This is a genomic window from uncultured Ruegeria sp. (assembly GCF_947504215.1).
Taxonomy (GTDB): Bacteria; Pseudomonadota; Alphaproteobacteria; order Rhodobacterales; family Rhodobacteraceae; genus Ruegeria.
The window spans coordinates 75,654-100,168 of sequence record NZ_CANNGO010000010.1; the positions used below are offsets into that span (position 1 = coordinate 75,654).

Sequence of the window (24,515 nt, forward strand, 5' to 3'; positions counted from 1 at the left end):
CATCGCAAAACGCATCATTCCGCAGCGCGAATATGCTGACACCAATAGCGTAAGGCCAGTTCCGCAGACGGAATCTCGCTGCATTCAAAATGAAAGAACCTGTTCACCTGTGCCAGGCGGTTTGCGGCCAGCATCACGCGCAGGTGCGGGCCGGATTGCGCGTATGCCCGCATCGCTTCGGCATCACGCCAAACACTCAGCGAGAAATAAAGTGCGTCCTGACGAAAAACTTCAGCATGCATACACAGCTGATCGTTCTGCGCCTGGCGCAGAGCCAGATTGGCCCGCCAGTAGAACTGGGGTGCAGAGTACCAGTGTTTCAAAGACAAACCGCCGATCGCCGCCAGCATCATGATCCCCCCTGTTCAAGGGATACGCGGGGCAGTTTGGGTCAGATCACTTTAGAGCCGCTGCAAAAGCGCTGATCAGGCCAACGTCTTTGACGCCCGGCGCGCTTTCCACGCCAGACGAAACATCGACCTGCCGCGCACCGGTCATTCGAACCGCCTCGGCTACGTTGTCAGGCGTCAATCCGCCGGCCAGCATCCACGGCCGCCGCCAGTATTTTCGCCCGGCCAGCAATCGCCAATCAAATGCCAGACCATTGCCCCCCGGCAATTCCGAGTTGCGGGGCGGTTTAGCATCGACCAGCAACTGATCGGCCACTTCGGAGTACAGATCAATGGCCGTTAAATCTTCAGCCTCTGCGATGCCGATGGCCTTCATCACCGGAAGTCCAAAACGCTCTCGTATCTCAGCCACACGGTCGGGGCTTTCCTTGCCATGCAGCTGCAACATGTCCAAAGGGACCGTCGAGACGATGCGGTCCAGGTCTTCATCTGTCGCATTCACCACCAACGCGACCTTTGCGACTCCGGCAGGAACCAATTGCGCCAGGTCGGCTGCGGTTTGCAATTGAAGATGTCGTGGCGATTTCGGGAAGAAGACAAACCCAACATAGCCAGCCCCGGCCTCTAACGCAGCACGCACATGTTCGGGTGCGGTCAGACCGCAAATTTTGAGCTTTACATCATCGGGCATTGAGCGGCCTCAGCTAGCCTCGTCCAGCAGCGCCAGAACGTCGTCCTGACCTTCATTCTGCTTTTTCTTGAGCTTTTTGACTTCGCGCTCAAGCTTGCGCACTTCACTTTTCTTGGCGGTTGCGTCGCGACGATGCTTATGTTCGCGCAGCCATTCCCAAAGGAAGCCGATGACAAGACCGGCAACCACACCACCCAGAACCACCACAAACAGCGGTAAGGATGTTGCCAGGTTAAAGCCCAAAAGCTCAGCCAGAGCGTCAGGCATCAGTTTCAGTTCCACTGACTGAACATTTGCCAACGACACTGAAATCAGGATGATTCCAAGCACCGCCAGAAAAGCATATCGAAGATAACGCATCATGACGTCAGGCTTTACCGTTCAATCGATCCCTGAGCAACTTGCCAGTCTTAAAAAAAGGTACACATTTTTCTTCGACCTGAACGGTTTCCCCTGTCCGAGGATTACGGCCAACGCGGGCGTCCCGTTTCTTAACGGAAAACGCGCCAAACCCGCGCAGTTCGACTCGGTCGCCCCGCGCCATGGAATCTGTGACTTCTTCAAAAACGGTATTCACGATCCGCTCGACATCGCGCTGATAGAGATGCGGGTTTTCGTCGGCGATTTTTTGAATCAATTCTGAACGGATCATACGTGATACCCTCCCAGGCGGCCGGTTTAACATGTCTATTGTTCTGACAGTATAGGAAAAAACCCGGAACGGGGGAACGTAAAGTCTTCACCTCAGAGGATCATTTTTGCTCAAACTCACGCGAATCTTTGCCGGTCGGCGGTATTTCCACACGTAATACGTGAATGATACCCAAGTTAAGCCGAGATTTCAGAACATATTGATTCGCAACAAAAACGGCCCCGCGCTGCTGCGCGGGGCCGAGAATTTGTCTTCAAGACGCTGCCTAGCTTAGTCGCCAGATTTCAGCGCTGCGCCCAGAATGTCGCCCAGCGACGCGCCCGAGTCGGAAGAACCGTACTGTTCGACGGCCTCTTTCTCTTCGGCGATTTCGCGTGCCTTGATCGACAGGCCAAGACGACGGGTCTTGCTATCAACATTGGTGACGCGGACGTCGATCTTGTTACCGACCGAGAAGCGCTCGGGGCGCTGTTCGGCGCGGTCACGCGACAGATCGGAACGGCGGATGAAGGACTTCATACCTTCGTATTCCACCTCGATGCCGCCATCTTCGATCGCAGTAACTTCGACGGTGATGATCGAGCCACGCTTCACGCCGCCCACGGCTTCGGCGAACTTGTCACCGCCAAGGGCTTTGATCGACAGCGAGATACGCTCTTTCTCGACATCCACTTCAGACACAACAGCCTGTACCACGTCGTTCTTGTGGTAGTTCTGGATGGCATCCTCGCCACGCTCGTCCCAGGACAGGTCCGACAGGTGAACCATGCCGTCGATGTCGCCTTCGAGGCCGATGAACAGACCGAATTCGGTGATGTTCTTGACTTCGCCTTCGACCTCGGTGCCCTCGGGGTGTGTTTCTGCAAATACTTCCCACGGGTTGCGCTGAGTCTGCTTGAGGCCCAGGGAAACGCGGCGCTTCGCACCGTCGATTTCCAGAACCATAACGTCAACTTCCTGGCTGGTCGAAACGATTTTGCCGGGGTGGACGTTTTTCTTGGTCCAGGACATCTCGGACACGTGTACCAGACCTTCGACACCAGCTTCCAGCTCGACGAACGCGCCGTAGTCGGTGATGTTGGTAACGCGACCCTGATGGACCGAGCTGAGCGGGTACTTGGCAGCAACCAGATCCCACGGATCGTCCTGCAGCTGCTTCATGCCCAGGCTGATACGGTGAGTTTCCTTGTTGATCTTGATGACCTGTACGTTGATGGTCTCGCCAATCGTCAAGATCTCGGACGGGTGGTTCACACGACGCCACGCCATATCGGTGACATGCAGCAGGCCGTCAACGCCGCCAAGGTCAACAAATGCACCGTATTCGGTGATGTTCTTGACCACGCCTTCGACGGTCTGACCTTCGGTCAGGTTGCCGATAACTTCAGCGCGCTGTTCGGCACGTGATTCTTCCAGGATTGCGCGACGCGAAACAACGATGTTGCCACGGCGGCGGTCCATTTTCAGAATCTGGAACGGCTGCTTCAGACCCATCAGCGGGCCTGCGTCACGCACGGGGCGAACATCAACCTGCGAACCGGGCAGGAACGCAACTGCGCCACCCAGATCGACGGTGAAGCCACCTTTGACGCGGCCAAAGATTGCACCTTCGACGCGCTGATCGTCGGCATATGCTTTTTCCAGACGGTCCCATGCCTCTTCACGGCGGGCCATCTCACGAGAGATGACGGCTTCGCCACGGGCGTTTTCTGCGGCGCGCAGGTAAACTTCTACCTCGTCACCAACAGCGATTTCAGGGGCTTCGCCGGGGTTTGCGAATTCTTTCAGATCAACGCGGCCTTCCATTTTGTAGCCGACGTCGATGATGGCCTGGCCCGCTTCGATCGCGAGAACCTTGCCTTTAACAACAGAACCCTCTTCGGGCGTGTCCATTTCGAAGCTTTCGTTCAGGAGGGCTTCGAATTCCTCCATGGTTGTATCAGCCATCTGGCAGTGTTTTCCTTTACAATACGTTTTTACTGGCCGAGCGGTTGTCTCCGCCGGTCTTGTTTCATGATGCCACCAGACGTGATCCCGGGCGTATCCGATTACACAAACACAAAGGGCCGAGGTAACCCGGCCCTGCTCAGATACGTCATCCGGACGTTGACCGCCCTTGTCGTGACAGCGCGCGTATAGGCCGTTTGACGGGATTGTGCAAGTGCAAAGCCCTGCGCTGTATGGGTTACAAGGAATTCGCCCGCCTGATTGGTTTAGGCATTCACCTCCCAGATACGTGCATCTCGGCACAGCATTGACCGCTCGATCGCGTCCAGCCGTGCTAGCGCCGCCTCTGGATTGCGATCCCCTCCGGCTTTTTCCCAGATTTTCAGTGCCGATGCGGGGCTCCAGGGCAGGCAAGCTTCGGCCAACCAGTGTCGTAACGTTGACGGAAGTGTATCGTAGGCCTGCATCGCGCGACCTTGACGCCTTCTGCGCTTCAGGTGGCTACGAAGGTTTCGGCCGGGTCGACGTCCACGCCATAAGTCACGTGAAGAAGCGATTGCAGCTGGCATTAACATATCTCTTTTCGGCATCGATTTAGGATATGTTATTATATTTCGTTTTCGGCGTGATCAAGGGTCATCACACCTCTCATCGACGCAGATGGTATCCCCTGCGATTACTTGGGCTTCCTCGCCTTTTTACCAAATTTTCTATCAGTTCATGCTGAAGGCGGAGATTTTATACCCCGCCCCCATCTTTGCCTCAGAAAACGCTCCGAACGGAGCGCAATGAACTTTTAGAAGAGTTGCAAATCCTTCGCGCCACTTTGGATTTCGGCGAAGTTAGGCATGTTCTGGATGGCCACAGGTGCTGGCACCACGCCCGGCATCGCCACCGTCGGTTTCATCGCCGCCGCCATGCCACAGGCTGGTTGCTTCAACTCCCCTCGGATATCGCGCAGCAGCGTTTTATGATCCGGCATCGTTTTGAGTATCTGCGCAAGGTCCACTTTCGCGCCCTTCCACCAATGGAACCAAATCGGTTTCTTCAATGGTCTCAGACGATCTCGGATGCCAGTACCATAGCCCGTGTCATAGACCTGCTTGCCCAAAAGAACCGTCTGATAAACGCGGAAGTTAAACAGCGTGGCGAACTCGATGTCATTTTCCAAGGGCAGGCGGTGCTGCCACAATTCCAAGTTCTCGGCCAACCGATCCGGTATCTTCATCTCGGTGCGTGCGTCGATCCAATATTGATCGTCCGTGCGATTGCCCAATCGATAGTGCAGACAGATAAAATCCAGAACCTCGTCATAGAGGTTGTTCATCTGCCGATTATATCTTGTCCGCAGGGACGGCGCGATGTCCCGCGTGGGCAAGTGCTCGGCGAACCAGCGCACCGCATGATCAACCATATGGATCGCAGTGCTTTCCAATGGCTCAATGAAACCGCCGGACAGACCGATCGCCAGACAGTTTTTGACCCAGGCATTGCGCACACGCCCAATGCGCATCGGTATCACGCGCGGCGTCGCGCCCTTGCCGCTGTCACCCAGCCACTCAAGGTATTCATCTGCCGCCTGATCATCCGTACGATGAGCGGATGAGAACACATAGCCCGTGCCCACACGGTTATAGAGTGGCACCCGCCACGTCCAACCTGCGCCAAGTGCGGTAGACCGTGTAAGACTTTCGATCTTCTCAGGGTCGGGATGCTCGATCTGCAACGCCAAGGCGCGATCGTTGGGTAGATAATCCGAGTAGTCCATAAACGGCTCGCCAAGTGCCTGATTGATGATCAACCCGCGGAACCCGGTACAATCTATGACCATCTCGATGTCATGGCGGCCGTTGCGCTCCAACATCAAATGGCTGACATTGCCCTGTTCATCCAGCTCAACCGATTTCACCTCGTCCTGGATATGCTCCACACCACGCTTGGTGCAAACCTTGGTCAGCATGCCTGCAAATTTCACCGCATCCAGATGATACGCGTAGCCAAATCGCTGCTCAAATTCAGGCTGACCCAAAGGTCGCGCGCCTTTGCAAAGGCGGGCCAGATCGTCATGCGGCGAGATGGACTGCGTAAAATCGCGATCCCCATTACCAAAGCGCAAGAAATACTCGGCGGCCTCCAACCCCTCTAGCATCTGGCCGTGGGCAAAGGGGTTCACGTAGTCAATGCGATTGCCCTTGGCATCCTTGTTCCAATTGCAAAACTTCACACCCAGCTTGAATGACGCGTTGGTCTCGCGGAAAAAATCCCGCTCTGAAATGCCCGCCTGACGGAGTGTGACCGGCATGCGCGGCACTGTCGCCTCACCTACACCCACGGTGGCGATATTTGGGCTCTCGATCAGGCAGATGCGTGGGCGATCCTTAGGCGCCGACGTGCGGGAGAGCACCATCTCAAGGATCAGCGCGGTCATCCAACCCGCCGTCCCGCCGCCCACAATTGTGATTTTGCGCAAACGATTATTCATGTTGTTCTGTCCCTGTTGGCTTGGGAATTGTTTAGCTCCCTCCCCTTTTTGGGGCTTGTGCGGAAGCTTTCCCTTATTGCTGTACGAAACTATACCAACTTTCCTGCGTCCAGCTAGGGTCGATGACACTCTGGCCTGCATGCACGTCCGGTCCTGCGATCAGCAGTGACAGACCCCACGCCCTCGGCGCCGCACAAAAGTGCGTCCCTTAGAAATCAAAAGACGGTGTCGGAGAATTGTAGTCCGGCACGTCACAACTCAGGTTTGGGACCTCAACGAGCTGTGTGTTGTACCTGTTCAATGATCTCGATGGCCTTTGCCAGGGCGGCGTTGATGCTCAACTCCGATGTGTCTAGCAGAGCGGCGTCATCTGCTGGCTTCATCGGCGCAGTACTGCGTTCAGAATCCCGTGCATCCCGTTCACGCACATCCGCAAGAACCTGATCCCGCGTCACATCAGCGCCTTTTTCCTCCAACTCAAGAAACCGGCGTTCGGCCCGAACTTCGGCGCTGGCGGTCACAAAAAGTTTGACATCGGCATTCGGGCAAATGACGGTCCCGATGTCCCGCCCGTCCAAAACGGCGCCACCCGCGCGGCGGGCAAAAGCGCGCTGAAAATCAACCAATGCGGCCCGGACTTCGGGAATAACCGCGACTTTGGATGCCGCTTGCGCAATCTCAGCTGTCCGCAGATCGCCTTGCGCTAGCTCCTCGGCGGTCAAAGCCTGCGCCGCTTCGACAGGGTCGAGCCCTTGCAAAGTGCGCCGTCCAACCGCGCGATACAGCAACCCTGTGTCCAGATGCGCAAACCCAAAATGCGCAGCAATGGCTTTGGATATCGTTCCCTTGCCAGCCGCGGCCGGGCCGTCGATGGCAATTGTAAAGCTCACGTGCGTTGGACCTTGGCGCCCAGCGCGGCCATCAGCGGCTCGAAGATCGGGAATGATGTGGCTATCGGGCCTCCATCATCGACGGATACCGGGGTTTTGGCCCCCATGCCCATCACCATGAAAGACATCGCGATACGGTGATCCAGAAAGCTCTCACATGTCCCGCCGCCGATAACGCCACCAATGCCCAGACCATCGACAGACCACCAATCGTCGCCCTCGTCCACGGTCACGCCATTAGCTCGCAAACCACGCGCCATCGCGTCGATCCGGTCGCTTTCCTTGACGCGCAACTCTTTTACGCCGCCCATCATCGTCGTGCCGGTGGCATTCGCCGCAACCACCGACAGCACCGGGTATTCGTCAATCATCGACGCGGCGCGTTCTGGTGGAACCGTGATGCCCCTCATGTCCGGCGAATAGCGCGCGCGCAAATCGGCAACTGGCTCGCCGCCCTCTTCGCGTTCGTTTTCATATGTCAAATTCGCGCCCATGTCGCGCAGCGTGGCAAACAACCCGGCGCGGGTCGGGTTCAGGCCAATTCCGGGGATCAGAACGTCGGAACCGGGGGTGATCAAGGCCGCGCAAACGGGGAATGCTGCGCTGGACGGGTCACGCGGCACCGCAATCACTTGCGGTTTCAGTTCAGGACGCCCCGTCAAGGTAATCACACGGCCTTCGTCGGTGTCCTCGACGGTGATTTCTGCGCCAAACCCAGCCAACATCCGTTCGGAATGGTCTCGGGTGGCCTCTTTTTCGATCACCACAGTCTTGCCCGGGGCATTCAAACCCGCCAGCAGAACTGCAGACTTCACCTGAGCAGAAGGAACGGGCACTTCGTAGCGCACGGGAACCGGTTCAGCCGCACCTACGATGGTCATGGGAAGTCGTCCACCCGAACGCCCAACTGATTGCGTTCCAAACAAAGCCAGCGGGTCGGTGACACGCGCCATGGGGCGTTTGTTCAGGCTGGCATCGCCGGTGAACGTTGCCGATATCGGACAGGTTGCCATTGCGCCCATGATCAGGCGCACACCGGTACCGGAGTTTCCGCAGTCGATAACCTGATCAGGCTCGGCAAACCCGCCAACACCGACACCATGCACCGTCCATTCGCCGTTGCCGTGGTCCGTAACTTCGGCCCCAAAGGCGCGCATGGCTTTTGCCGTGTCCAGAACGTCCTCGCCCTCCAGCAAGCCCGAGATCTTGGTCTCGCCCACAGCCATCGCGCCAAGTATCAGGGACCGGTGCGAAATCGACTTGTCGCCAGGCACCTCAGCCGTGCCGGCCAGCGGTCCGCAGGGATGAGAGGTCATCGGGATGGGCGTGCCGTGTCCGGACATGGGGGCTCCTTTTGCGCTACCATTCTCAAGCCGATTAGCGAATTGGCCAAGTTTGGTCCAGCCTCAAAGGCTTTGTAAATCTCTGCTCAGGTGAAAAGCCTGTCCTGGCAGTAGAAAAAAAACGGTTTTTGGGGTAAAATCTCAGCATTGATCTTTATCGATTTTAACTCAGTAAACAGTTGAAGGACTAAATTATGACCGATGCTCCATCCCTGCTGGCCAGAGGTCCCAGAACACTTTTTCAGCCAACCGACCCGCACCAACCCGAAAGCGATATCGAAAAAAGGCTGGCGTTTCTTGTAGGTCTGGTTGCATTCGGCCTGCCAGTCATTCTGGCTGCCGGGGCCATCTTTGGCGGAAGCTGCTTTCGCGACAGCATCAGTCATTTCTATTATGCACAGTTTCTTGGACCGATCTTTGTTGGCCTGCTCTATTTCATCGGAGGGTTTTTGGTCGCCTATACCGGCGAGATGTTCATAGAGGACAGGCTAAGCACGGTGGCTGGTGTGGGCGCCTTTATAGTGGCCTCGGTTCCAACGTTGGGCACGGGATGTGAAGGACGAGATAAATTCCTGTCCCGCGTTTTTGTTGAAGTGACAAACGGCGCCCCCATAACCGTGACTGAGGCGAGCGATCAAGAGTTCTTCAACCTGTTCAGCACCGCCAGTAACTGGCATCTGGTCGCGGCTGGCATCTTGTTCATCTACCTCGCGCTTTATTGTCTGTTTGTGTTGAAACGGGTGGTTCCGGAACGGCATGAAAGAAACGGCGTGATGATCGAAAGCAAACGCCAGCGCAACCAGCTCTACAGCATTTGCGGCCTAATCATTCTGGCATGTGTCGCGCTGCTGTTCTTCAAAGGCAAAATCGGCGGTCCAGGCTTTTTGATCTGGTGGGACAGCCTGAACCTGACCTTCTTTGTCGAGGCAATCGCGCTTTGGGCCTTTGGGATCGCCTGGTTTGCCAAAAGCCGCGTGTTCCAGAAGCTAAACGACAGTTAACCGGCGCGGCGAAACGTCAGGTAATGCGGTGTACGCCCCTCGCGTAGGGCCTTTTGTTCGTAGCGGGTGGAAATCCAGTCATCCCAAGGTTCGCGCCAGTCGGCGGGGCGTTCTGCCAACCATTCGAACCCTGCGCGCGGAACCTCTTCGAGCGTCTGACGGACGTAGTCGGGAATGTCTGTGGCGACCCGGAATATCGAACCCGGCTTCAGCACGCGCGCCAGCGGCTCCAAATGTTCAGGCGTGACAAACCGGCGACGATGGTGACGTGTCTTGGGCCATGGATCGGGGTAAAGAAGAAATGCGCGCGAGATGCTGGCATCCGGCAAAACGTCAAACAGGTCGCGCACGTCCCCGGGATGTACGGCCAGGTTTTCGACGCCTGCCCGACGAATTTTGCCCAGCAACATTGCGACGCCGTTAATGTAAGGTTCTGCCCCAATGATTCCGATGTCGGGGTTGTGTGCAGCCTGATGGACCAGGTGCTCACCACCGCCAAACCCAATCTCTAGCCAAACGGGTTTACTGTCGAAAAGACCGTTTAGGTCAAGCGGGGCACGCTCGGGATTGCTGTCCCAATCCACAGCGCCGGGCGAGAGGGCGGCAAGGTCTTCGTTCAGATATGTCTTCTGGCTGGGCTTTAGGGTTTTGCCCTTGAAGCGGCCATAGAAGTTTCTGCGGGGGCGTTGCGGGGTCTTAGAGCTCATGGCCCGAGGCCATACTGCGGGGTCAGCAGCGTTGCAAGGGTGTGACCGGCACTCTGTCAAATGAAAAAGCGCGCCTATGTCGGCGCGCTTTTCTTTTTGGGTCAGACAGCTTGCTTCAGCGCATCTGCCAAATCGGTACGTTCCCAGCTGAATCCGCCATCTGCATCGGGTTCGCGGCCGAAATGCCCGTAGGCGGCCGTGCGCTCGTAAATGGGTTTGTTCAACTGCAGATGCTGGCGGATACCACGAGGGGTCAGGTCCATCACCTGTCCAATCGCGTTTTCTATCTGCGCATCAGCGATCTGACCTGTGCCATGCGTATCTGCATAGATTGACAGCGGCTTGGAAACGCCAATCGCATAGCTCAGCTGAATGGTGCAACGTTCGGCCATACCCGCAGCGACCACGTTCTTCGCCAGATAGCGAGCAGCATAAGCAGCTGACCGGTCCACTTTGGTCGGATCTTTGCCCGAGAATGCGCCCCCGCCATGCGGCGCCGCACCACCGTAGGTGTCGACAATAATCTTGCGGCCCGTCAGGCCAGCGTCGCCGTCGGGACCGCCAATTACGAACTTACCGGTCGGGTTCACATGCCACTCTGTATCGGCAGTCACCCAACCTTCTGGCAGTGTGTCGGTGATGTAGGGCTGAACAATCTGGCGAATGTCGTCCGAGGTCAAAGCTTCGTCCAGGTGTTGGGTCGACAACACGATCGAACTGATGCCAACGGGCCTACCGTCACGGTAAATCACTGAAAGCTGCGACTTCGCGTCCGGCCCCAATGTAGGCTCGGTACCGTTTTTGCGGACCTCCGCCAGACGCCGCAGAATCGCATGCGAATACTGGATAGGCGCTGGCATCAAAGCGGGCGTTTCGGTTGTTGCGTAACCGAACATAATACCTTGGTCACCGGCACCTTCTTCTTTGTCATCAGATGCATCAACACCCTGCGCGATATGCGCAGATTGTTCATGCAGCAGGTTTGTCACCTCGACTGTTTCGTGGTGAAACTTGTCCTGCTCATAGCCAATATCTTTAACACAGGCGCGTGCAATCTCTTCGATGCGGCCCATGTAGTCATGCAGCTTTTCCTGATCAGACAGACCTACTTCTCCGCCAATGACGACACGATCGGTCGTGGCAAAGGTTTCGCACGCAACACGTGCTTCGGGTTCTTCATTCAGAAATGCGTCAAGGACGGCATCGGAAATACGATCACAGACCTTATCGGGATGCCCTTCGGAAACGGATTCCGAAGTAAATGTGTAGTTCTGTCGGGACATAAAAGTGCTCCATTGAGATGTCTCCGTCACGTCAGGAAGCCGTTGTGACAGGCGAAGGATCGGATACGCGCATTGACCAAAAGGGTCAATCGAAAACTACTGTGAGGCGTGCCAAGTGCGGCGCCACAGCACCGCAACCAGAAACAGCAACGCGATTAGAACCGGGCTATCCCCAATCCACGAATAAATCGTCCTAGCCTGCGGTTCAGGCAATACCGCATCGACATACCCCGCCTGCCCCAAAGGAAGAGCCTCGGTGATCCGACCCAGCGGATCAATCATCGCAGACACCCCCGTATTGGCCGATCGCATCATCGGGAGGCCCTGCTCTATCGCTCTCATCTGCGCTTGCGCCAAATGCTGATAGGGCCCAGAACGCGTTCCGAACCAGGCATCATTGGTTATCTGCAGCAAGAAATCCGCCCTATCTGGCGCCCCGTTGACGTCCTGCGGGAACACAGCCTCATAACAAATCAGGGGCACAGCTCGACCCAATTTGCCGACATCCAGTAACGCCGGCCCTGGCCCCGCGCTGAACCCATTGCCCGTCGTAGTCGCGAGGCCAAAAACACCCAAGCGAGCCATCAGATCCCCCAAGGGAACATATTCGCCGAACGGAGCCAGATGATGTTTGTCGTATAGCCCGCGCTGTTGGCCCTTTTCGTCCAAATAGATCATCGAATTGTAGATCCGCGGACCATCGCCACGCTGAACACCCAATACCACGGGCGTTCCCTGCGCGGCATCAGCGATCGCAGTCAGATACGGCTGAGCGCTTCCCAACCAAGCCGGCACCGAGGTTTCTGGCCATATGATCAAGTCTGGCCGGGGTTGGCTTGCCGTGAATTCTATTTGCCGGGCAAAAAACAATGGCGCGTAATCAGGATCCCACTTTTGATGCTGCGGCGCGTTGGGTTGCACAAGACGTACAGTGTTGTCACTCAACATCACGGGCGGCCGCAATGCAGAATAACCAAGCGCAAACACCGCGCATCCCAAAACAAAGGCAGCCGGAAACATCGCGTGACGCACGGACCTTTTTTCCGACAAAGCCGCGCCCAAAGGCAAAGTTGCCGCAAATGTCAGCGCCCCCAACCCATAAGGCCCGATCAACGACAACAGCTGGGCAACAGGTGTATCAACCCAGATTTGCGCAACGCCGGCCCACGGGAAACCGGTCAAAAGATAGCCGCGCCCAAGCTCGACCAGCGAAAGCGCCGCGGCAAGCATCACGCCTTGCGTTAGTGCCGATGCATTTCCGCGCCGTGAAACCCAGAAAGCCAGCGCCCAAAACAGTGCCAGCCCCCCCGCCATGAAAATCAGGGCAAACGGCGCCATCCACGCGTGCCGTTCAGCATCGACCTGAAAGGGTTCCATGATCCAGCTTAGTGCGTGTGCGAAATATCCGGTCGCAAAAACCCAGCCCAGCATCGCCGCCCGGCTGCGGGTCTCGCAGGCCAAAAACAAGGGGGCAATCAGTATGAGCACCACCAGAGTCGCTATCCAATAGTCGAAAGGTGCCAGCCCAAAAGCGCCGAACGCACCCAACAAGGCTACAACCAAAAGCTTCAGCCAAAATGGCCAGCGCTGGATAGGATTCATGCAGCGATATCCGGAAGCATGACACGCAGCCGTTTTATGCGGCGTGGGTCGGCTTCGACGACTTCAAACTCGGGGCCCTCGGGGTGCAAGACGACTTCGCCCCTGGCCGGAACGCGACCAGACAGCATAAACACCAAACCACCCAGCGTATCTATTTCTTCTTCGTCCACATCTTCATGGCTGGTCAAAGAACGGCCAATCTCAGCCTCAAAATCCTCAAGAGGTGCACGTGCCTGAACAACATAACAGCCCGGTTTTTCCTGTATCCAAAGCTGATCTTCGTCGGCGTCATGTTCGTCGGCAATCTCACCCACGACCTGTTCAATCAGATCTTCGATCGTCAACAGGCCATCGACACCGCCATACTCGTCGATAACCAACGCCATATGACGACGCTCGGTTTGCATCTTGGTCAACAACACACCGATCGGCATCGAAGGTGGCACAAACAGCAAGGTTCGCAGCATGGACACCAGATCAAACCGCGTGGATCCGCCGTTGAACCCATGGGTCAGCGCGAAGTCCTTCAGGTGGACAAAACCCAATGGATTGTCCAACGTTCCCTCATAGACCGGAATGCGCGACAGACCGCTGTCACGGAACACCTGCGCCAGCTCATCCTTGGCAATCGTTGACGATACTGACACGATTTCAGCGGTTGGGATTGCAACATCCTCGACCCGCATACGGCGCAGATTGATCATACCTCGGGGTTGATTGGGCATTTCCTGATGTCCGTTTACAGAAGTGCTTTGTTCCCCAGCCGGGCCGGAAAACGCATCATAAACCCAAGAAAAAAATCCGTTTTTCTCTTTAATGTCTTCACTGGTGTTCTGCGGTTGCGCGCTATGCGCCGCCCTAGAACTGCCGTCTGTATCGCCCATTGTCCTGTTCCAGTTGATCGGGTGAATTAACCCGCCTTACCCATTATATGGGTCATCAACACCCATTTTGCCAAGTATCTTGACCTCAACCTCTTCCATCAGGGTGGCATCAGGGTCACGAATGTGATCATAGCCCAGCAAATGTAACGTCCCGTGAACGATCAAATGCGTCACGTGATCATCCATGGATTTACCCGCTTCTACTGCTTCGCGACTGCAGGTATCGTAAGAGATCGCAATGTCTCCGAGCGCAATCTCCCCCGTGAAATCTGGCTGGGGATGCAGCGGTTTGTGCCCGGGCACGTCGGCGGCAAGATCTTCGGCAGGCCAGCTGAGTACATTGGTCGCGGTTTGTTTTTCGCGAAATTCGGCATTCAGCTCGGCAATGCGCGCGTCGTCGCAGCCCAGTACACTGACCTCGCAGATATCTGGGTCCAATTCACAATACAGCAAAACTGCGGACACAGCTTGCAGAGAAAGGGATTCCAATCCGTGCCAGCGTTCATCCTCGATGGTCAGTTCCAAGTTCATATTGCCGTTCCAACGCCCCACATACGGGGATCAGAAATCAACTTGTCTCACGGCCCGCGTCGGCCTCATACGCCTCGATGATGGCTGCCACAAGCGGGTGGCGCACCACATCCTTAGACGTGAAGTAGTTGAAACTGACATTGGGAATGGTCTTCAACAGCCGTTCCGCATCCTTGAGACCCGACTGCACACCTCGCGGCAGATCGACCTGAGAGCGGTCCCCTGTGATCACCATCCGGCTGCCTTCACCCAAACGGGTCAGGAACATCTTCATCTGCATGGTTGTGGCGTTCTGCGCCTCATCCAACACCACAAACGCATTGGCCAGCGTTCGGCCACGCATAAAGGCCAGCGGCGCAATTTCGATTCGCTTTTCTTCAATCAGCTTGGCCAGCTGTTTGCCGGGCAGAAAGTCGTTCAGCGCATCATAAAGCGGCTGCATGTACGGATCGACCTTGTCCTTCATGTCACCTGGCAGATATCCCAGCTTTTCACCGGCCTCGACCGCAGGACGGCTTAGGATGATCCGGTCCACATGCCCACCGATGAACATCGAAACACCAGCGGCAACAGCGAGGTACGTCTTACCGGTGCCGGCAGGGCCAATGCCAAAGGCAAGCTCGTTATTGAACAGCGATTGGACATAGACTTTCTGCGCATCCGTCCGCGGTTCCACAAGCTTCTTGCGTGTCTTGATCTCAACTGTACCGCCCTTGAACATCTCAAGCTGGTCGCCGTCGCGACTGCCGGTTCCCTGTTCGGACCCGCCCATGCGAAGTTCTCGATCAACATCCGCAGCTTCCACGTCGCGGCCGCCTTCCAATCTGGCATAGAGCGATTGCAGTACTTCGATCGCGTGTTTCTGGGCCTCCTCGTCGCCCATCACTGCAAGCTGATTGCCGCGGCGAATAATCTGAACAGATAGCTTCTGTTCAATATCGGCCAGATTGCGGTCGTATTCACCGCATAGGTCAATCAACAATCGGTTGTCTGGAAATTCAACAAACGCCTCGCGCTGGGGCATTTCATCCTGCGGTGGGGTAAGGGCACCGATGGCCAATCCGTTCTCCTGTCTTGGCGGTTCACCTCAAGCGTAGACAACAATTCTTGGTGGGCGCAAGCCACAGAATCAAAAATAACTGAGCCAATGACAAAACCGCCGACCCGTTGCTGGCGAATGAGGCTAGAAAGCGTAGTTCAAACCAAATCGCAGCCCGCGATAGCTGGGTGTCGATTTGGTCGAAAAATTCGAGTTGAACTGGACATCTTTCGATTGGAACTGCACGTATTCGTACTCGCCAGTAATCGACCAATTGTCGCTTAGCTTGTGTTCTGCCCCGATGCTGGCTGAAAAGCCGCCTCTGCGATCAGAATCTTCAAACGCCTGACGCGACGACCCGGATGTGATGCTGCTTGTCGTTTCAATGTCGCCCCACACATAGCCCAAGCTGACAAAGTAAAGGACACTGCCCTTGCGATTCGTCAGACCGTTTTTGATCCGCAACGACAATATGTCCGAGATTGCGCTACTGCCCTGAACCGTATCTCCTCCAATCTGATTGGTGACGTTGTCATCGAGAGTGCCAAAATCATACCCGACTTCGAAGCCATAAACGTAGTCGCGGCCAATGCTGGTAGGCAGAACGCCCCTCCAACCACCCCGAATCCCACCGTAGGATCCGGTCAAATCCAGTTCCCCGATTTCAAACACGCCAGCAGGTGCCCTAAGGCCAAAGCGGTCATCGCCGCCTGAGCCGTACCCACCACTTAGACCAAGATAAAACGCACTGACGTCACTGCCAAAACGCTTGGGGCTTCCGACGTCCGGATCAGACAAATTCCCAGTAAGGTCACCGGCAAAGGTCGCGCTGGCAAAAAGTGTAACCACCGACGCGACCGGCAAAGCTTGCCGGACGCTCGGACTAACGAAGCTCTTAAGAACTGTCACTCGTACCCTCCATGGCTCCGACCCGGTTCGCGGGTCGGCGCAATATGATTTTACTGGGCATCCAATTGGTCACCTAGAAAAACCTGGCTTCCCTCGGAACATAGATCCAAGCAATAAATCAAGGGTAAATTTTGGAAACAACCACCGGTAATGGAATCTGAACAGCGGATAGTTTCCGAGTTACAGCAACGCGCCTGCCAGAGAATTGGTGCCAGATTCGGTGATCCGAACCTCGCGCAAGTCACCGATGGAAATCTCGGGCGCAACAACGTGAACCGAATGAAGGTATTCGGATTTCCCGACCATCTGTCCGGGCAGTCGACCCGGCTTTTCAAACAGAACACGAACAGTTCGACCCACCATTGAATCCTGTATTTCCCTTTGGTGGCGTGTGATTAAGGTCTGAAGGCGTTGCAGCCGATCATCCGCTGCCTGCGGGTCGACCTGAGCCCTTTCTGCCGCCGGGGTTCCGGGGCGCGTCGAATACTTGAACGAATACGCGTAGCCGTATTTGACCTCTTCCACGAGATCCATTGTGGCCTGGAAATCTTCTTCGGTCTCTTCCGGGAACCCAACAATAAAGTCGCCAGACATGACAATATCGGGCCGCGCGGCGCGAATCCGTTCAATCAAGCGTAAATAGCTGTCAGAGGTATGGCTGCGGTTCATACGTTTCAGAATCTTGTCCGAGCCCGACTGAACCGGCAGATGCAGGTACGGCATCAACTTGTCACAAGTGCCGTGCGCTTCGATCAGATCATCCGCCATGTCGTTAGGATGCGACGTTGTAAACCGAATACGCTCCAACCCGTCGACCTTGTTCAATTCCCAGATCAGCCCGGCCAGTGTCATTTCGCCTTTGGGCCCAGCCCCATGATAGGCGTTAACGTTTTGCCCAAGCAGCGTGATCTCGCGCACACCGCGTTCAACAAGATCCCGCGCCTCACGCAGAATGCGATCAGCTGGCCGGCTCACCTCGGATCCGCGTGTGTAAGGCACCACGCAGAAGGCACAAAACTTATCGCAACCTTCCTGTACAGTCAAAAATGCTGTTGGCCCGCGCTTGGCTTTGGGGCGGTTTTTCAGCTTCTCAAACTTGTCTTCTTCGGGGAAATCAGTGTCCAGCGCCTTTTCACCCGCACGTGTCTTGGCCTCCATCTCGGGCAGGCGGTGATAGCTTTGAGGGCCGACCACCAAATCAACCAGAGGCTGACGGCGCATAATTTCCTGGCCTTCGGCCTGTGCAACACAGCCTGCAACCCCGATTTTCAGATCGGGTTTTTCGGCCTTCAAGCCTTTGAACCGGCCCAGTTCCGAGTAGACCTTCTCGGCCGCCTTTTCCCGGATGTGGCAGGTATTTAGCAGGATCATATCCGCGTCATCGGCGCTTTTGGTTTCGACATATCCCTGACCGCCCAGCGCTTCGGCCATGCGTTCGCTGTCATAGACATTCATCTGACAACCGTAGGTCTTGATAAACAGCTTTTTCGGTTCGGACATGGATCGGGCCTTTGCAGTCGCTGGATCGGCGTCATCTATATGCTTCGAACGCCGCTTGCAATGCAGGCGCAATTACCCGAATTTGGCGGGACTTTCCAGCAAGGCGCAAATGAAAAACGGCGATGCAATACGAAACCCCCGATCACTTTCTGAGAACACGCCAAGCCGCGTTGGCAAAAGGTCCCATCGCAATGGTTTTTGCCGAAGATGAGACGGAACTGGACGGGACCTTGCGTCATCATTTGAACCTGGGCTTCAAGTCTCTGATCGCGTTTATGCCCGCCGAATTCCAACTTGATGACAAACTGGCTGAACGCATCCATCGCGTGACGATGAAATGCGCGCCGCGATCCGTTGTGTTCGAGACGATCAATCGGATCATCCAAGCGGCCCCCGGCATCTGGATGTATTACTGCTATAATGCCGAGTATCTGTTTTTTCCCTTTTGCGAAACACGCAGCATTGGAGAAATGCTGACATTCCACAGCGAAGAACGCCGCAATGCCATGCTTAGCCACATCGTCGACCTCTACGCAGATGACCTGAACAGCTTTCCCAATGGTGTGGCACCCGATCAGGCGATGTTCGACAGCACCGGTTATTATGCCCACGCGCGCCATGATCCGACCGGGCAGCGGCTGGATAGACAGCTGGATATGTCGGGTGGCCTGCGCTGGCGGTTCGAGGATCACATCCCTTACGAACGGCGGCGCATCGACCGGATTGCTTTGTTCAAGGCCCGTAAGGGTCTGGAAATACTGCAGGACCACACCTTTAACGAACCGGAATATAACACCTATTCCTGCCCCTGGCATCACAACATGACGTCAGCTATTTGTTCGTTTAGGGCTGCAAAGGCTCTCAAAAGCAACGCCGGGTCCACATTCGACATTCCCAGTTTTCGCTGGCGAAACTCCGTCCCGTTCCAGTGGAGCTCACGCCAGTTACTCGATTTAGGGCTGATCGAATCTGGGCAATGGTTCTGACCCCCTTAACGCTTTAGTAGTATCGGGAACCAATCCTCGCGCAAGCGTTGCCCTGGAGTCATTTCATGTCCGGGAAACGGTGGTGATGTACGACCGGGGCGTTCGACATAGCGCGCATCATCGCCAACCAACCGCAGCGAAAACGCGCGGCGGCGGCTGTCTGACTGGTTGCCGCGTGCACCGTGCAAGGTTCTGTAGTTGAAAGCCACTGCATCGCCCGGCACCATTTCGAATTCGACGACTTTCATCCCTTCTGCATCTGGATCAGGGGCAGGAATGTACTGGCCTTCATCCGGGAAAAACCCTTCCTCTGAAACCCATCGCGTTGGTAGAACTTCTTTTTCCCATCGATGCGACCCCGCCACACACCGCAGCGTCGCTTGTTTCACGCGGTCCAGCGGCGACCAGAAACTGACTGTCTGTTGACCTTCTACAAAGTAGTAGGGGCCGTCCTGATGCCAGGGTGTTGCCATCGACGTGCCCGGTTCTTTGACCAACACATGATCGTGAAACATTTGTACGCTTTGCGAATTCATCAGATCCGCTGCGACCTCGGCCACTGCGGAGGTTTCTATCACCTCACGAAACTGCGGTATGCGCGTCCAATTGCAATAATCGTCAAAGAACCGACCAGACTCGCCTTGCTTTTTGTTCTCCGATGCATAGGGGCCGGGTTCGGCCATGTTTGCCGCAACGCCATCGCGCAATTGGTCCACGTGATCCGCAAACAACCCTTTGACCAAAACAACGCCATCAGTCTGATAGGTATCGATCATGGTTTGGGTAACAAGAGGGTGCGTCATCTCGGGCTCCTTTCAATAGCCTTCTTGTTCTGCTCTGGAACAATACTTCTATTCAAATCATATCTTTCAAATATAGTATTAACTTCATGTTATACATTTCTCTGCGCCAGTACGAATATGTATCTGCCATCGGGCGGCATGGCAGCCTGTCTGCCGCGGCCCTGACCCTGAATGTGTCGCAACCTGCCCTGTCGAATGCGCTGACGCGGGTCGAATCGCATCTGGGCTACCCTTTGTTCATTCGTCGGCGGGGGGCGGCCATGGCGTTGACGCCCCAAGGGCGGAAGTTCATCGAACAGGCCGAGGATGTACTGACACTGGCGGCACAGCTTGAATCGCCAAACCTCTCGACAAAGGGCGCGTCACATATTCGGTTGGGTATGTTCACGGATTTGGCGCCAGTTCATCTGGCACCGGCACTGCAAGAACTGCGCGCGGCTTTGCCGGATGTCGCGGTGTCCTACAAGGTTGAACCGTTCGAACGATTGATGAGCGGGCTGATCGATGGCCAGATCGATATCGCAATCACCTATGACTTAAGCATGGACGCAGGATTCGTAAGGCAAAAGCTGTTCGACAATCGACCTTTTGCACTGGTGTCACCCGACCATCAGTTGGCCAGCGCCAAGCAAACTACGCTGGCGGACATAGCCGGCTTTCCTTTGATCCTGTCGACCGAAGGTCTGTCAGCGCAGCACATATTGGGACTGTTTCGGCGCAACGGATTGCACCCAATGGTCGCTCATCGGGCTGCATCGCTGGATTTGCAGCGCAGCCTGGCCGCGCACGGTGAAGGAATCGGTATCAGCTATGCCAATCCGCCCGACAGTCACAGCTATGGTGACAAACCGCTGGTCAGCTTACCAATCACCAATTCAGATGCGTCCGAGGCCGTTGTTCTGGCACATCACGGGACTGGGCCGATTGATGCGACTATCGAGACTGCCGAGAGGGTTTTGATCGAATGCCTGCGGGCGAAGCCGATCACTACTTCTTACGAAGTCGGATGACCACATCGACAGATGCGATCTCAACCCCTTCGGGGGCTTCAGGCAAACGCTGAATAACCAGCTCTTCCGAAGGCGCGTCACTCAGGCGAGCTTCGTCTTCCCAGAAGAAATGCGGATGATCATGCGTGTTCGTATCAAAATAGCTTTTTGAGCCGTCCACCGTGATCTCTTGTAGCACGCCAGCATCGCAAAATGCGCGCAGCGTATTGTATACCGTTGCTAGCGACACAGCGTCGCCGTTTGTTTTTGCCGATTCAAACAGGCTTTCGGCTGTGACATGCCGATGGCGACCGTCACCCACCAACAGTTCGGCCAAAGCCACACGCTGACGCGTCGGGCGTAATCCGGCGTTTTCCAACCAGTTTGTCGCGATGTTCCGGCTCTGAGGTGTCATCAATCCGATACCTGTTTTTGCTGATACTATATATAGGGTCGCTCAGTCGGTAATTTCAAATGAAATTCATTCGCAAAGAATGTTACCCGCAAAACATCATGTCACGCGCTGCACTTGCAGGACCTTGCATACGGGTGCTAGACGAGGCCAGATGTAACGAACAGACCCCTGGCAGGAGAGGCGGCAGAATGGCCCAATTCCCGAGCAGCTTTGACAAGGATGATCTGCTGAAATGCGCCCGTGGCGAGTTATTCGGCCCCGGCAACGCGCAGTTGCCTGCTCCGCCGATGCTGATGATGGACCGGATTACAGATGTTTCGGAAGATGGCGGTGCTCATGGCAAAGGTCATATTGTTGCGGAATTCGACATTACACCTGACCTTTGGTTTTTTGACTGTCACTTCCCTGGAAATCCGATCATGCCGGGCTGTCTGGGGCTGGACGGTCTTTGGCAATTGACCGGCTTCAATCTGGGTTGGCGCGGCTGGCAGGGGCGCGGTATGGCGGTTGGCGTCGGCGAGGTGAAGCTGACCGGTATGGTGCGGCCTGATCGCAAGATGCTGACTTATAAGATAGACTTCAAAAAAGCGATCCAGACGCGTCGCCTGACCATGGGTGTGGCGGATGGTATCGTCGAAGCAGACGGCGAAATGATTTACGACGTCAAAGACATGAAAGTCGTTCTGTCCGAAGCCTAAGCGCCGGACTGGCCTGAAATAAGGAGCACGCACATGCGTCGAGTAGTTGTCACCGGTTTGGGGGTGGTTTCCTCTATCGGGAACAATGCCGAAGAAGTTCTGGCCTCTCTCAAGGCTGGCAAGTCTGGCATCGAGGCCAATGAGCAGATGGTCGAACATGGCTTTCGCAGCCAGATCGCCGGATCAATCAACATCGACGTGGCCGCACATGTGGACAAACGGACCCTGCGGTTCATGGGGCCAGGCGCGGCCTATGCTCATATCGCGATGACACAGGCAATCGCAGATGCGGGGCTCACCGAAGATCAGGTTTCAAACCCACGCGCCGGTCTTGTTGCGGGCTCTGGTGGACCTTCTACAAGCGCCATGCTTACCGCGCATCAGACCGTATTGAAAAACGGCGCCACCAAACGGATAGGTCCGTTTGCCGTTCCGAAATGCATGTGTTCAACGATTTCGGCCAATCTGGCGACTGCATTCAAGATCAAAGGGATCAACTACTCGATCACCTCGGCCTGCTCGACTTCGCTGCACTGTATGGGCAATGCGGCCGAACAGATCATGATGGGCAAGCAAGACATCATGTTTGCGGGCGGCGGAGAAGAACTGGACTGGACTCTTTCCTGCCTGTTCGACGCGATGGGCGCGATGTCGTCCAAATACAACGACACACCCGAGAAAGCCTCACGCGCGTTCGATCGGGATCGCGACGGGTTCGTGATTTCGGGTGGCGGCGGTATCGTTGTTCTGGAAGAACTGGAACACGCACTGGCACGTGGTGCTGATATCTACGCCGAAGTAACCGGCTTTGCGGCAACATCCGATGGTCACGACATGGTCGCCCCCTCCGGTGAAGGTGGCGAGCGGGCGATGCGCCTGGCGCTGTCGACCGTGCCAGAGGGCCGCAAGGTTGACTACATCAACGCCCACGGCACCTCGACCCCGGTCGGCGATGTGGGTGAGGTTGAGGCTGTTCGCCGTATCTTTGGCGAAGGCAGTGTGCCTCCGATTTCATCAACCAAATCGATGACAGGTCACGCTCAGGGCGCGGCCGGTGCGCTCGAGGCAATCTTCTGTCTGCTGATGCTGCGCCATGACTTTATTACTCCGTCGATCAATGTCGACACACTTGCCGAAGGCATCCTGCCCGGTGAAATTGCAACTCAAGTAGTTGAAAACGCAGGCTTGGATAGCGTGATGACCAACAGCTTCGGCTTTGGCGGCACGAACGGTTCCATGGTTCTGTCAAAGTATAACGGGTGAATGTGATGTCGGAAGTTCTCAAGGGTAAACGCGGCCTGATCATGGGCGTGGCAAATGACCGCTCGATTGCGTGGGGTATTGCCAAGGCCATGCACGAGGCTGGCGCCGAGCTGGCATTCACCTATCAGGGCGAGGCATTCGGCAAGCGGTTGGAACCGCTGGCCCAAAGTCTCGGCAGTGACTTCATGGTCGATGCGGATGTAACTGACGATGCGTCGCTAGACCGCGCGTTTGAACAGTTGGGCGCGCGGTGGCCAACGATTGATTTCGTTGTGCATGCGATTGCCTATTCAGACAAATCCGAACTTGCGGGTCGCTTCTTGAACACCACCCGCGCAAATTTCAAACATTCAATGGATGTTTCGGCCTATTCCTTCATCGAGGTCGCGCGCCGCGCCCATCCGATGATGGCTGAAAATGGCGGAACGCTTTTAACCCTGACCTATCAAGGATCAAACCGGGTTGTGCCGAACTACAACGTTATGGGCGTGGCTAAGGCTGCGCTTGAATCGGCGACCCGCTACCTTGCAAATGATCTCGGTCCTGACGGCATTCGCGTCAACGCGATTTCGCCGGGACCGATGAAAACCCTTGCCGGGGCGGCAATCGGTGGCGCGCGTAGAACGTACAAGTTCTGCGACCAGAACGCTCCGATGCGAGCCAATGCAACGCTTGAAGCTGTTGGCGGGACCGCCGTTTATCTCACGTCAGACGCTGGTGCATGCACATCCGGTGAAATTATCCGCGTTGATGGCGGGTTCCATGTGCTCGGTATGCCACAACCTGATTTCATGTGACGATAAATTTCCCTGCCGCTGCCAAGATTTAACCATCTTTCAGCGGCAGGATTTCGGTATGAACAAGCTAGACCAAATCATTGCAAACAATGCACGCGCGTCGCGTGGCCGGAGAAAATCGGGTTTTCTAGGGAATCGCGCCAGAGTTTTGCTGCTGACGCTCACCTCGCTGCTGCTGCTTTTCGTTTTCATGACGCAGCCACCTGTTCGCGCGGCGATTGAAGCGCTGTTTGGGTAAGAAACCCAACAACCTGTGCGTCAATTGATCGAAACAACCTCGATTTCAAACACCAGATCCTGCCCGGCCAGGGGATGATTTGCATCAAGGGTCACGGTCGCTTCGTTGGCGTCGACAATCGTGACCGGCAAAGTTTGACCATCGGGCGTCTGCATCTGTAGCTGAGTGCCCGGATCCAGCGGGATATCATCCGGAATGCCTTCGCGCGGCACATCCTGCCGCATTCCAGGATTGATCGGACCATAGGCGTCAACACAGGCGATCTCGACCCGCTTCTTCTCACCAACCGACAGACCGGGCATTGCACTGTCCAGACCAGGAATAATCTGCTCGGACCCAACGACGAACTCCAGCGGATCGCGCCCTTCGGAACTGTCAAAGACGTTCCCATCCAACAGAGTGCCGGTATAGTGGATGCGAACGGTGTCGCCTTGTTTGATTTCGGTCATATGGGCCTCCGGCCTCTTGTGCGTTGAACGGCCAACCCTAGGCGCTGACACCATGATGTAAACCCT

The 24,515-nt window shown here is 55.8% G+C and carries 27 protein-coding genes and 1 riboswitch; of the genes, 7 read left to right on the forward strand and 20 right to left on the reverse strand.

What is annotated here, in order from left to right:
- Window positions 1-14: 14 nt before the first annotated feature.
- From Q1B21_RS16685 to aroA, 9 genes are all read right to left on the reverse strand, one after another.
- Window positions 15-350 carry a DUF3291 domain-containing protein gene (locus Q1B21_RS16685; RefSeq protein ID WP_299891085.1) on the reverse strand — a complete coding sequence of 112 codons (336 nt, stop codon included), beginning with the start codon at window positions 348-350 and terminating at the stop codon, window positions 15-17.
- Between the two features lie 46 nt (window positions 351-396).
- Window positions 397-1,041 carry a phosphoribosylanthranilate isomerase gene (locus Q1B21_RS16690; RefSeq protein ID WP_299891089.1) on the reverse strand — a complete coding sequence of 215 codons (645 nt, stop codon included), beginning with the start codon at window positions 1,039-1,041 and terminating at the stop codon, window positions 397-399.
- Between the two features lie 9 nt (window positions 1,042-1,050).
- Window positions 1,051-1,401: a lipopolysaccharide assembly protein LapA domain-containing protein gene (locus Q1B21_RS16695; protein WP_299082561.1), complete on the reverse strand. Its 351-nt coding sequence runs from the start codon at window positions 1,399-1,401 to the stop codon at window positions 1,051-1,053.
- Window positions 1,402-1,408: 7 nt separating this feature from the next.
- Entirely contained in the window at window positions 1,409-1,693 is a 285-nt protein-coding gene (gene ihfB, locus Q1B21_RS16700; RefSeq protein ID WP_120634325.1) for an integration host factor subunit beta, read from the reverse strand.
- 270 nt (window positions 1,694-1,963) lie between these two features.
- Window positions 1,964-3,640 carry a 30S ribosomal protein S1 gene (rpsA, locus tag Q1B21_RS16705; protein ID WP_120634326.1) on the reverse strand — a complete coding sequence of 559 codons (1,677 nt, stop codon included), beginning with the start codon at window positions 3,638-3,640 and terminating at the stop codon, window positions 1,964-1,966.
- A 266-nt stretch (window positions 3,641-3,906) separates the two neighbouring features.
- Window positions 3,907-4,230, reverse strand: coding sequence for a DUF6525 family protein (locus tag Q1B21_RS16710; RefSeq protein WP_367277450.1), 324 nt, complete (start codon window positions 4,228-4,230; stop codon window positions 3,907-3,909).
- A 206-nt stretch (window positions 4,231-4,436) separates the two neighbouring features.
- Complete coding sequence (locus Q1B21_RS16715) at window positions 4,437-6,122, reverse strand: tryptophan halogenase family protein (RefSeq protein WP_299082565.1); 1,686 nt, start codon at window positions 6,120-6,122, stop codon at window positions 4,437-4,439.
- Between the two features lie 272 nt (window positions 6,123-6,394).
- Window positions 6,395-7,012, reverse strand: coding sequence for a (d)CMP kinase (gene cmk / locus Q1B21_RS16720; protein ID WP_299891096.1), 618 nt, complete (start codon window positions 7,010-7,012; stop codon window positions 6,395-6,397).
- Window positions 7,009-8,355: a 3-phosphoshikimate 1-carboxyvinyltransferase gene (aroA, locus tag Q1B21_RS16725; RefSeq protein ID WP_299891099.1), complete on the reverse strand. Its 1,347-nt coding sequence runs from the start codon at window positions 8,353-8,355 to the stop codon at window positions 7,009-7,011. The genes cmk and aroA overlap by 4 nt, the downstream gene beginning before the upstream one ends.
- Window positions 8,356-8,549: 194 nt before the next feature.
- On the opposite strand from aroA, the gene Q1B21_RS16730 reads away from it, so the two are divergent.
- Window positions 8,550-9,356 (forward strand): hypothetical protein, encoded by an 807-nt coding sequence (locus tag Q1B21_RS16730; protein WP_299891102.1) that lies wholly within the window; start codon window positions 8,550-8,552, stop codon window positions 9,354-9,356.
- Here Q1B21_RS16730 and trmB read toward each other — a convergent pair.
- The 8 genes from trmB to miaB form a co-directional block, all read right to left on the reverse strand.
- A complete protein-coding gene (gene trmB, locus Q1B21_RS16735; RefSeq protein ID WP_299891105.1) occupies window positions 9,353-10,063 on the reverse strand; it encodes a tRNA (guanosine(46)-N7)-methyltransferase TrmB in 711 nt (236 codons plus the stop codon). The two genes, Q1B21_RS16730 and trmB, sit on opposite strands and share 4 nt — an antisense overlap.
- Window positions 10,064-10,164: 101 nt before the next feature.
- Entirely contained in the window at window positions 10,165-11,346 is a 1,182-nt protein-coding gene (gene metK, locus Q1B21_RS16740; protein ID WP_299082575.1) for a methionine adenosyltransferase, read from the reverse strand.
- Window positions 11,347-11,351: 5 nt separating this feature from the next.
- Window positions 11,352-11,400: riboswitch (SAM-SAH riboswitch) on the reverse strand.
- Between the two features lie 42 nt (window positions 11,401-11,442).
- Window positions 11,443-12,948, reverse strand: coding sequence for an apolipoprotein N-acyltransferase (gene lnt, locus Q1B21_RS16745; protein ID WP_299891109.1), 1,506 nt, complete (start codon window positions 12,946-12,948; stop codon window positions 11,443-11,445).
- Window positions 12,945-13,832 carry a hemolysin family protein gene (locus Q1B21_RS16750; RefSeq protein WP_299082579.1) on the reverse strand — a complete coding sequence of 296 codons (888 nt, stop codon included), beginning with the start codon at window positions 13,830-13,832 and terminating at the stop codon, window positions 12,945-12,947. The genes lnt and Q1B21_RS16750 overlap by 4 nt, the downstream gene beginning before the upstream one ends.
- Before the next feature lie 36 nt (window positions 13,833-13,868).
- Window positions 13,869-14,363 carry an rRNA maturation RNase YbeY gene (gene ybeY, locus Q1B21_RS16755; RefSeq protein ID WP_299891112.1) on the reverse strand — a complete coding sequence of 165 codons (495 nt, stop codon included), beginning with the start codon at window positions 14,361-14,363 and terminating at the stop codon, window positions 13,869-13,871.
- Between the two features lie 37 nt (window positions 14,364-14,400).
- Window positions 14,401-15,423 (reverse strand): PhoH family protein, encoded by a 1,023-nt coding sequence (locus tag Q1B21_RS16760; RefSeq protein ID WP_298936577.1) that lies wholly within the window; start codon window positions 15,421-15,423, stop codon window positions 14,401-14,403.
- 123 nt (window positions 15,424-15,546) lie between these two features.
- Entirely contained in the window at window positions 15,547-16,311 is a 765-nt protein-coding gene (locus Q1B21_RS16765; protein ID WP_299082581.1) for an outer membrane beta-barrel protein, read from the reverse strand.
- Between the two features lie 180 nt (window positions 16,312-16,491).
- Complete coding sequence (gene miaB, locus Q1B21_RS16770; RefSeq protein WP_299891117.1) at window positions 16,492-17,811, reverse strand: tRNA (N6-isopentenyl adenosine(37)-C2)-methylthiotransferase MiaB; 1,320 nt, start codon at window positions 17,809-17,811, stop codon at window positions 16,492-16,494.
- A 122-nt stretch (window positions 17,812-17,933) separates the two neighbouring features.
- Between miaB and Q1B21_RS16775 the strand changes: the two genes are divergently transcribed.
- Window positions 17,934-18,797 carry a hypothetical protein gene (locus Q1B21_RS16775; RefSeq protein WP_299891120.1) on the forward strand — a complete coding sequence of 288 codons (864 nt, stop codon included), beginning with the start codon at window positions 17,934-17,936 and terminating at the stop codon, window positions 18,795-18,797.
- 5 nt (window positions 18,798-18,802) lie between these two features.
- Here Q1B21_RS16775 and Q1B21_RS16780 read toward each other — a convergent pair whose 3' ends face one another.
- Window positions 18,803-19,600, reverse strand: coding sequence for a phytanoyl-CoA dioxygenase family protein (locus tag Q1B21_RS16780; RefSeq protein WP_299891123.1), 798 nt, complete (start codon window positions 19,598-19,600; stop codon window positions 18,803-18,805).
- Window positions 19,601-19,686: 86 nt separating this feature from the next.
- Between Q1B21_RS16780 and Q1B21_RS16785 the strand changes: the two genes are divergently transcribed.
- Entirely contained in the window at window positions 19,687-20,610 is a 924-nt protein-coding gene (locus Q1B21_RS16785; protein WP_299891126.1) for a LysR family transcriptional regulator, read from the forward strand.
- On the opposite strand, the gene irrA is transcribed toward Q1B21_RS16785, so the two are convergent.
- Window positions 20,588-21,004, reverse strand: coding sequence for an iron response transcriptional regulator IrrA (gene irrA / locus Q1B21_RS16790; RefSeq protein WP_298936571.1), 417 nt, complete (start codon window positions 21,002-21,004; stop codon window positions 20,588-20,590). The genes Q1B21_RS16785 and irrA overlap by 23 nt on opposite strands.
- Before the next feature lie 188 nt (window positions 21,005-21,192).
- Here irrA and fabA point away from each other — a divergent pair, with 188 nt between their 5' ends.
- From fabA to Q1B21_RS16810, 4 genes are read left to right on the forward strand one after another with little or no spacing between them, the layout of a single operon-like run.
- The gene (gene fabA, locus Q1B21_RS16795; RefSeq protein WP_298936570.1) at window positions 21,193-21,702 is read left to right on the forward strand and encodes a bifunctional 3-hydroxydecanoyl-ACP dehydratase/trans-2-decenoyl-ACP isomerase; all 510 of its coding nucleotides are present in this window, start codon (window positions 21,193-21,195) and stop codon (window positions 21,700-21,702) included.
- A gap of 33 nt (window positions 21,703-21,735) precedes the next feature.
- A complete protein-coding gene (fabB, locus tag Q1B21_RS16800) occupies window positions 21,736-22,965 on the forward strand; it encodes a beta-ketoacyl-ACP synthase I (RefSeq protein WP_299891131.1) in 1,230 nt (409 codons plus the stop codon).
- A 5-nt stretch (window positions 22,966-22,970) separates the two neighbouring features.
- Window positions 22,971-23,762, forward strand: coding sequence for an enoyl-ACP reductase (locus tag Q1B21_RS16805; RefSeq protein ID WP_299082592.1), 792 nt, complete (start codon window positions 22,971-22,973; stop codon window positions 23,760-23,762).
- Window positions 23,763-23,820: 58 nt separating this feature from the next.
- Window positions 23,821-24,000 carry a hypothetical protein gene (locus Q1B21_RS16810; protein WP_299082593.1) on the forward strand — a complete coding sequence of 60 codons (180 nt, stop codon included), beginning with the start codon at window positions 23,821-23,823 and terminating at the stop codon, window positions 23,998-24,000.
- A 20-nt stretch (window positions 24,001-24,020) separates the two neighbouring features.
- Here Q1B21_RS16810 and Q1B21_RS16815 read toward each other — a convergent pair whose 3' ends face one another.
- Window positions 24,021-24,449 (reverse strand): peptidylprolyl isomerase, encoded by a 429-nt coding sequence (locus Q1B21_RS16815; protein WP_298936566.1) that lies wholly within the window; start codon window positions 24,447-24,449, stop codon window positions 24,021-24,023.
- Between the last annotated feature and the right edge of the window lie 66 nt (window positions 24,450-24,515).

Bases quoted from the DNA above. Each gene is read 5' to 3' on its own strand.
- miaB (WP_299891117.1), bottom strand. From the start codon at position 17,811: ATGTCCGAACCGAAAAAGCTGTTTATCAAGACCTACGGTTGTCAGATG.
- irrA (WP_298936571.1), bottom strand. From the start codon at position 21,004: ATGACACCTCAGAGCCGGAACATCGCGACAAACTGGTTGGAAAACGCC.
- Q1B21_RS16775 (WP_299891120.1), top strand. From the start codon at position 17,934: ATGCAATACGAAACCCCCGATCACTTTCTGAGAACACGCCAAGCCGCG.
- Q1B21_RS16785 (WP_299891126.1), top strand. From the start codon at position 19,687: ATGTTATACATTTCTCTGCGCCAGTACGAATATGTATCTGCCATCGGG.
- Q1B21_RS16805 (WP_299082592.1), top strand. From the start codon at position 22,971: ATGTCGGAAGTTCTCAAGGGTAAACGCGGCCTGATCATGGGCGTGGCA.
- Q1B21_RS16710 (WP_367277450.1), bottom strand. From the start codon at position 4,230: ATGCCGAAAAGAGATATGTTAATGCCAGCTGCAATCGCTTCTTCACGT.
- Q1B21_RS16780 (WP_299891123.1), bottom strand. From the start codon at position 19,600: ATGACGCACCCTCTTGTTACCCAAACCATGATCGATACCTATCAGACT.
- Q1B21_RS16690 (WP_299891089.1), bottom strand. From the start codon at position 1,041: ATGCCCGATGATGTAAAGCTCAAAATTTGCGGTCTGACCGCACCCGAA.
- fabB (WP_299891131.1), top strand. From the start codon at position 21,736: ATGCGTCGAGTAGTTGTCACCGGTTTGGGGGTGGTTTCCTCTATCGGG.
- Q1B21_RS16810 (WP_299082593.1), top strand. From the start codon at position 23,821: ATGAACAAGCTAGACCAAATCATTGCAAACAATGCACGCGCGTCGCGT.
- rpsA (WP_120634326.1), bottom strand. From the start codon at position 3,640: ATGGCTGATACAACCATGGAGGAATTCGAAGCCCTCCTGAACGAAAGC.
- metK (WP_299082575.1), bottom strand. From the start codon at position 11,346: ATGTCCCGACAGAACTACACATTTACTTCGGAATCCGTTTCCGAAGGG.
- Q1B21_RS16730 (WP_299891102.1), top strand. From the start codon at position 8,550: ATGACCGATGCTCCATCCCTGCTGGCCAGAGGTCCCAGAACACTTTTT.
- lnt (WP_299891109.1), bottom strand. From the start codon at position 12,948: ATGAATCCTATCCAGCGCTGGCCATTTTGGCTGAAGCTTTTGGTTGTA.
- Q1B21_RS16815 (WP_298936566.1), bottom strand. From the start codon at position 24,449: ATGACCGAAATCAAACAAGGCGACACCGTTCGCATCCACTATACCGGC.
- trmB (WP_299891105.1), bottom strand. From the start codon at position 10,063: ATGAGCTCTAAGACCCCGCAACGCCCCCGCAGAAACTTCTATGGCCGC.
- Q1B21_RS16685 (WP_299891085.1), bottom strand. From the start codon at position 350: ATGCTGGCGGCGATCGGCGGTTTGTCTTTGAAACACTGGTACTCTGCA.
- ihfB (WP_120634325.1), bottom strand. From the start codon at position 1,693: ATGATCCGTTCAGAATTGATTCAAAAAATCGCCGACGAAAACCCGCAT.
- Q1B21_RS16715 (WP_299082565.1), bottom strand. From the start codon at position 6,122: ATGAATAATCGTTTGCGCAAAATCACAATTGTGGGCGGCGGGACGGCG.
- fabA (WP_298936570.1), top strand. From the start codon at position 21,193: ATGGCCCAATTCCCGAGCAGCTTTGACAAGGATGATCTGCTGAAATGC.
- Q1B21_RS16750 (WP_299082579.1), bottom strand. From the start codon at position 13,832: ATGGGCGATACAGACGGCAGTTCTAGGGCGGCGCATAGCGCGCAACCG.
- aroA (WP_299891099.1), bottom strand. From the start codon at position 8,355: ATGTCCGGACACGGCACGCCCATCCCGATGACCTCTCATCCCTGCGGA.
- ybeY (WP_299891112.1), bottom strand. From the start codon at position 14,363: ATGAACTTGGAACTGACCATCGAGGATGAACGCTGGCACGGATTGGAA.
- Q1B21_RS16695 (WP_299082561.1), bottom strand. From the start codon at position 1,401: ATGCGTTATCTTCGATATGCTTTTCTGGCGGTGCTTGGAATCATCCTG.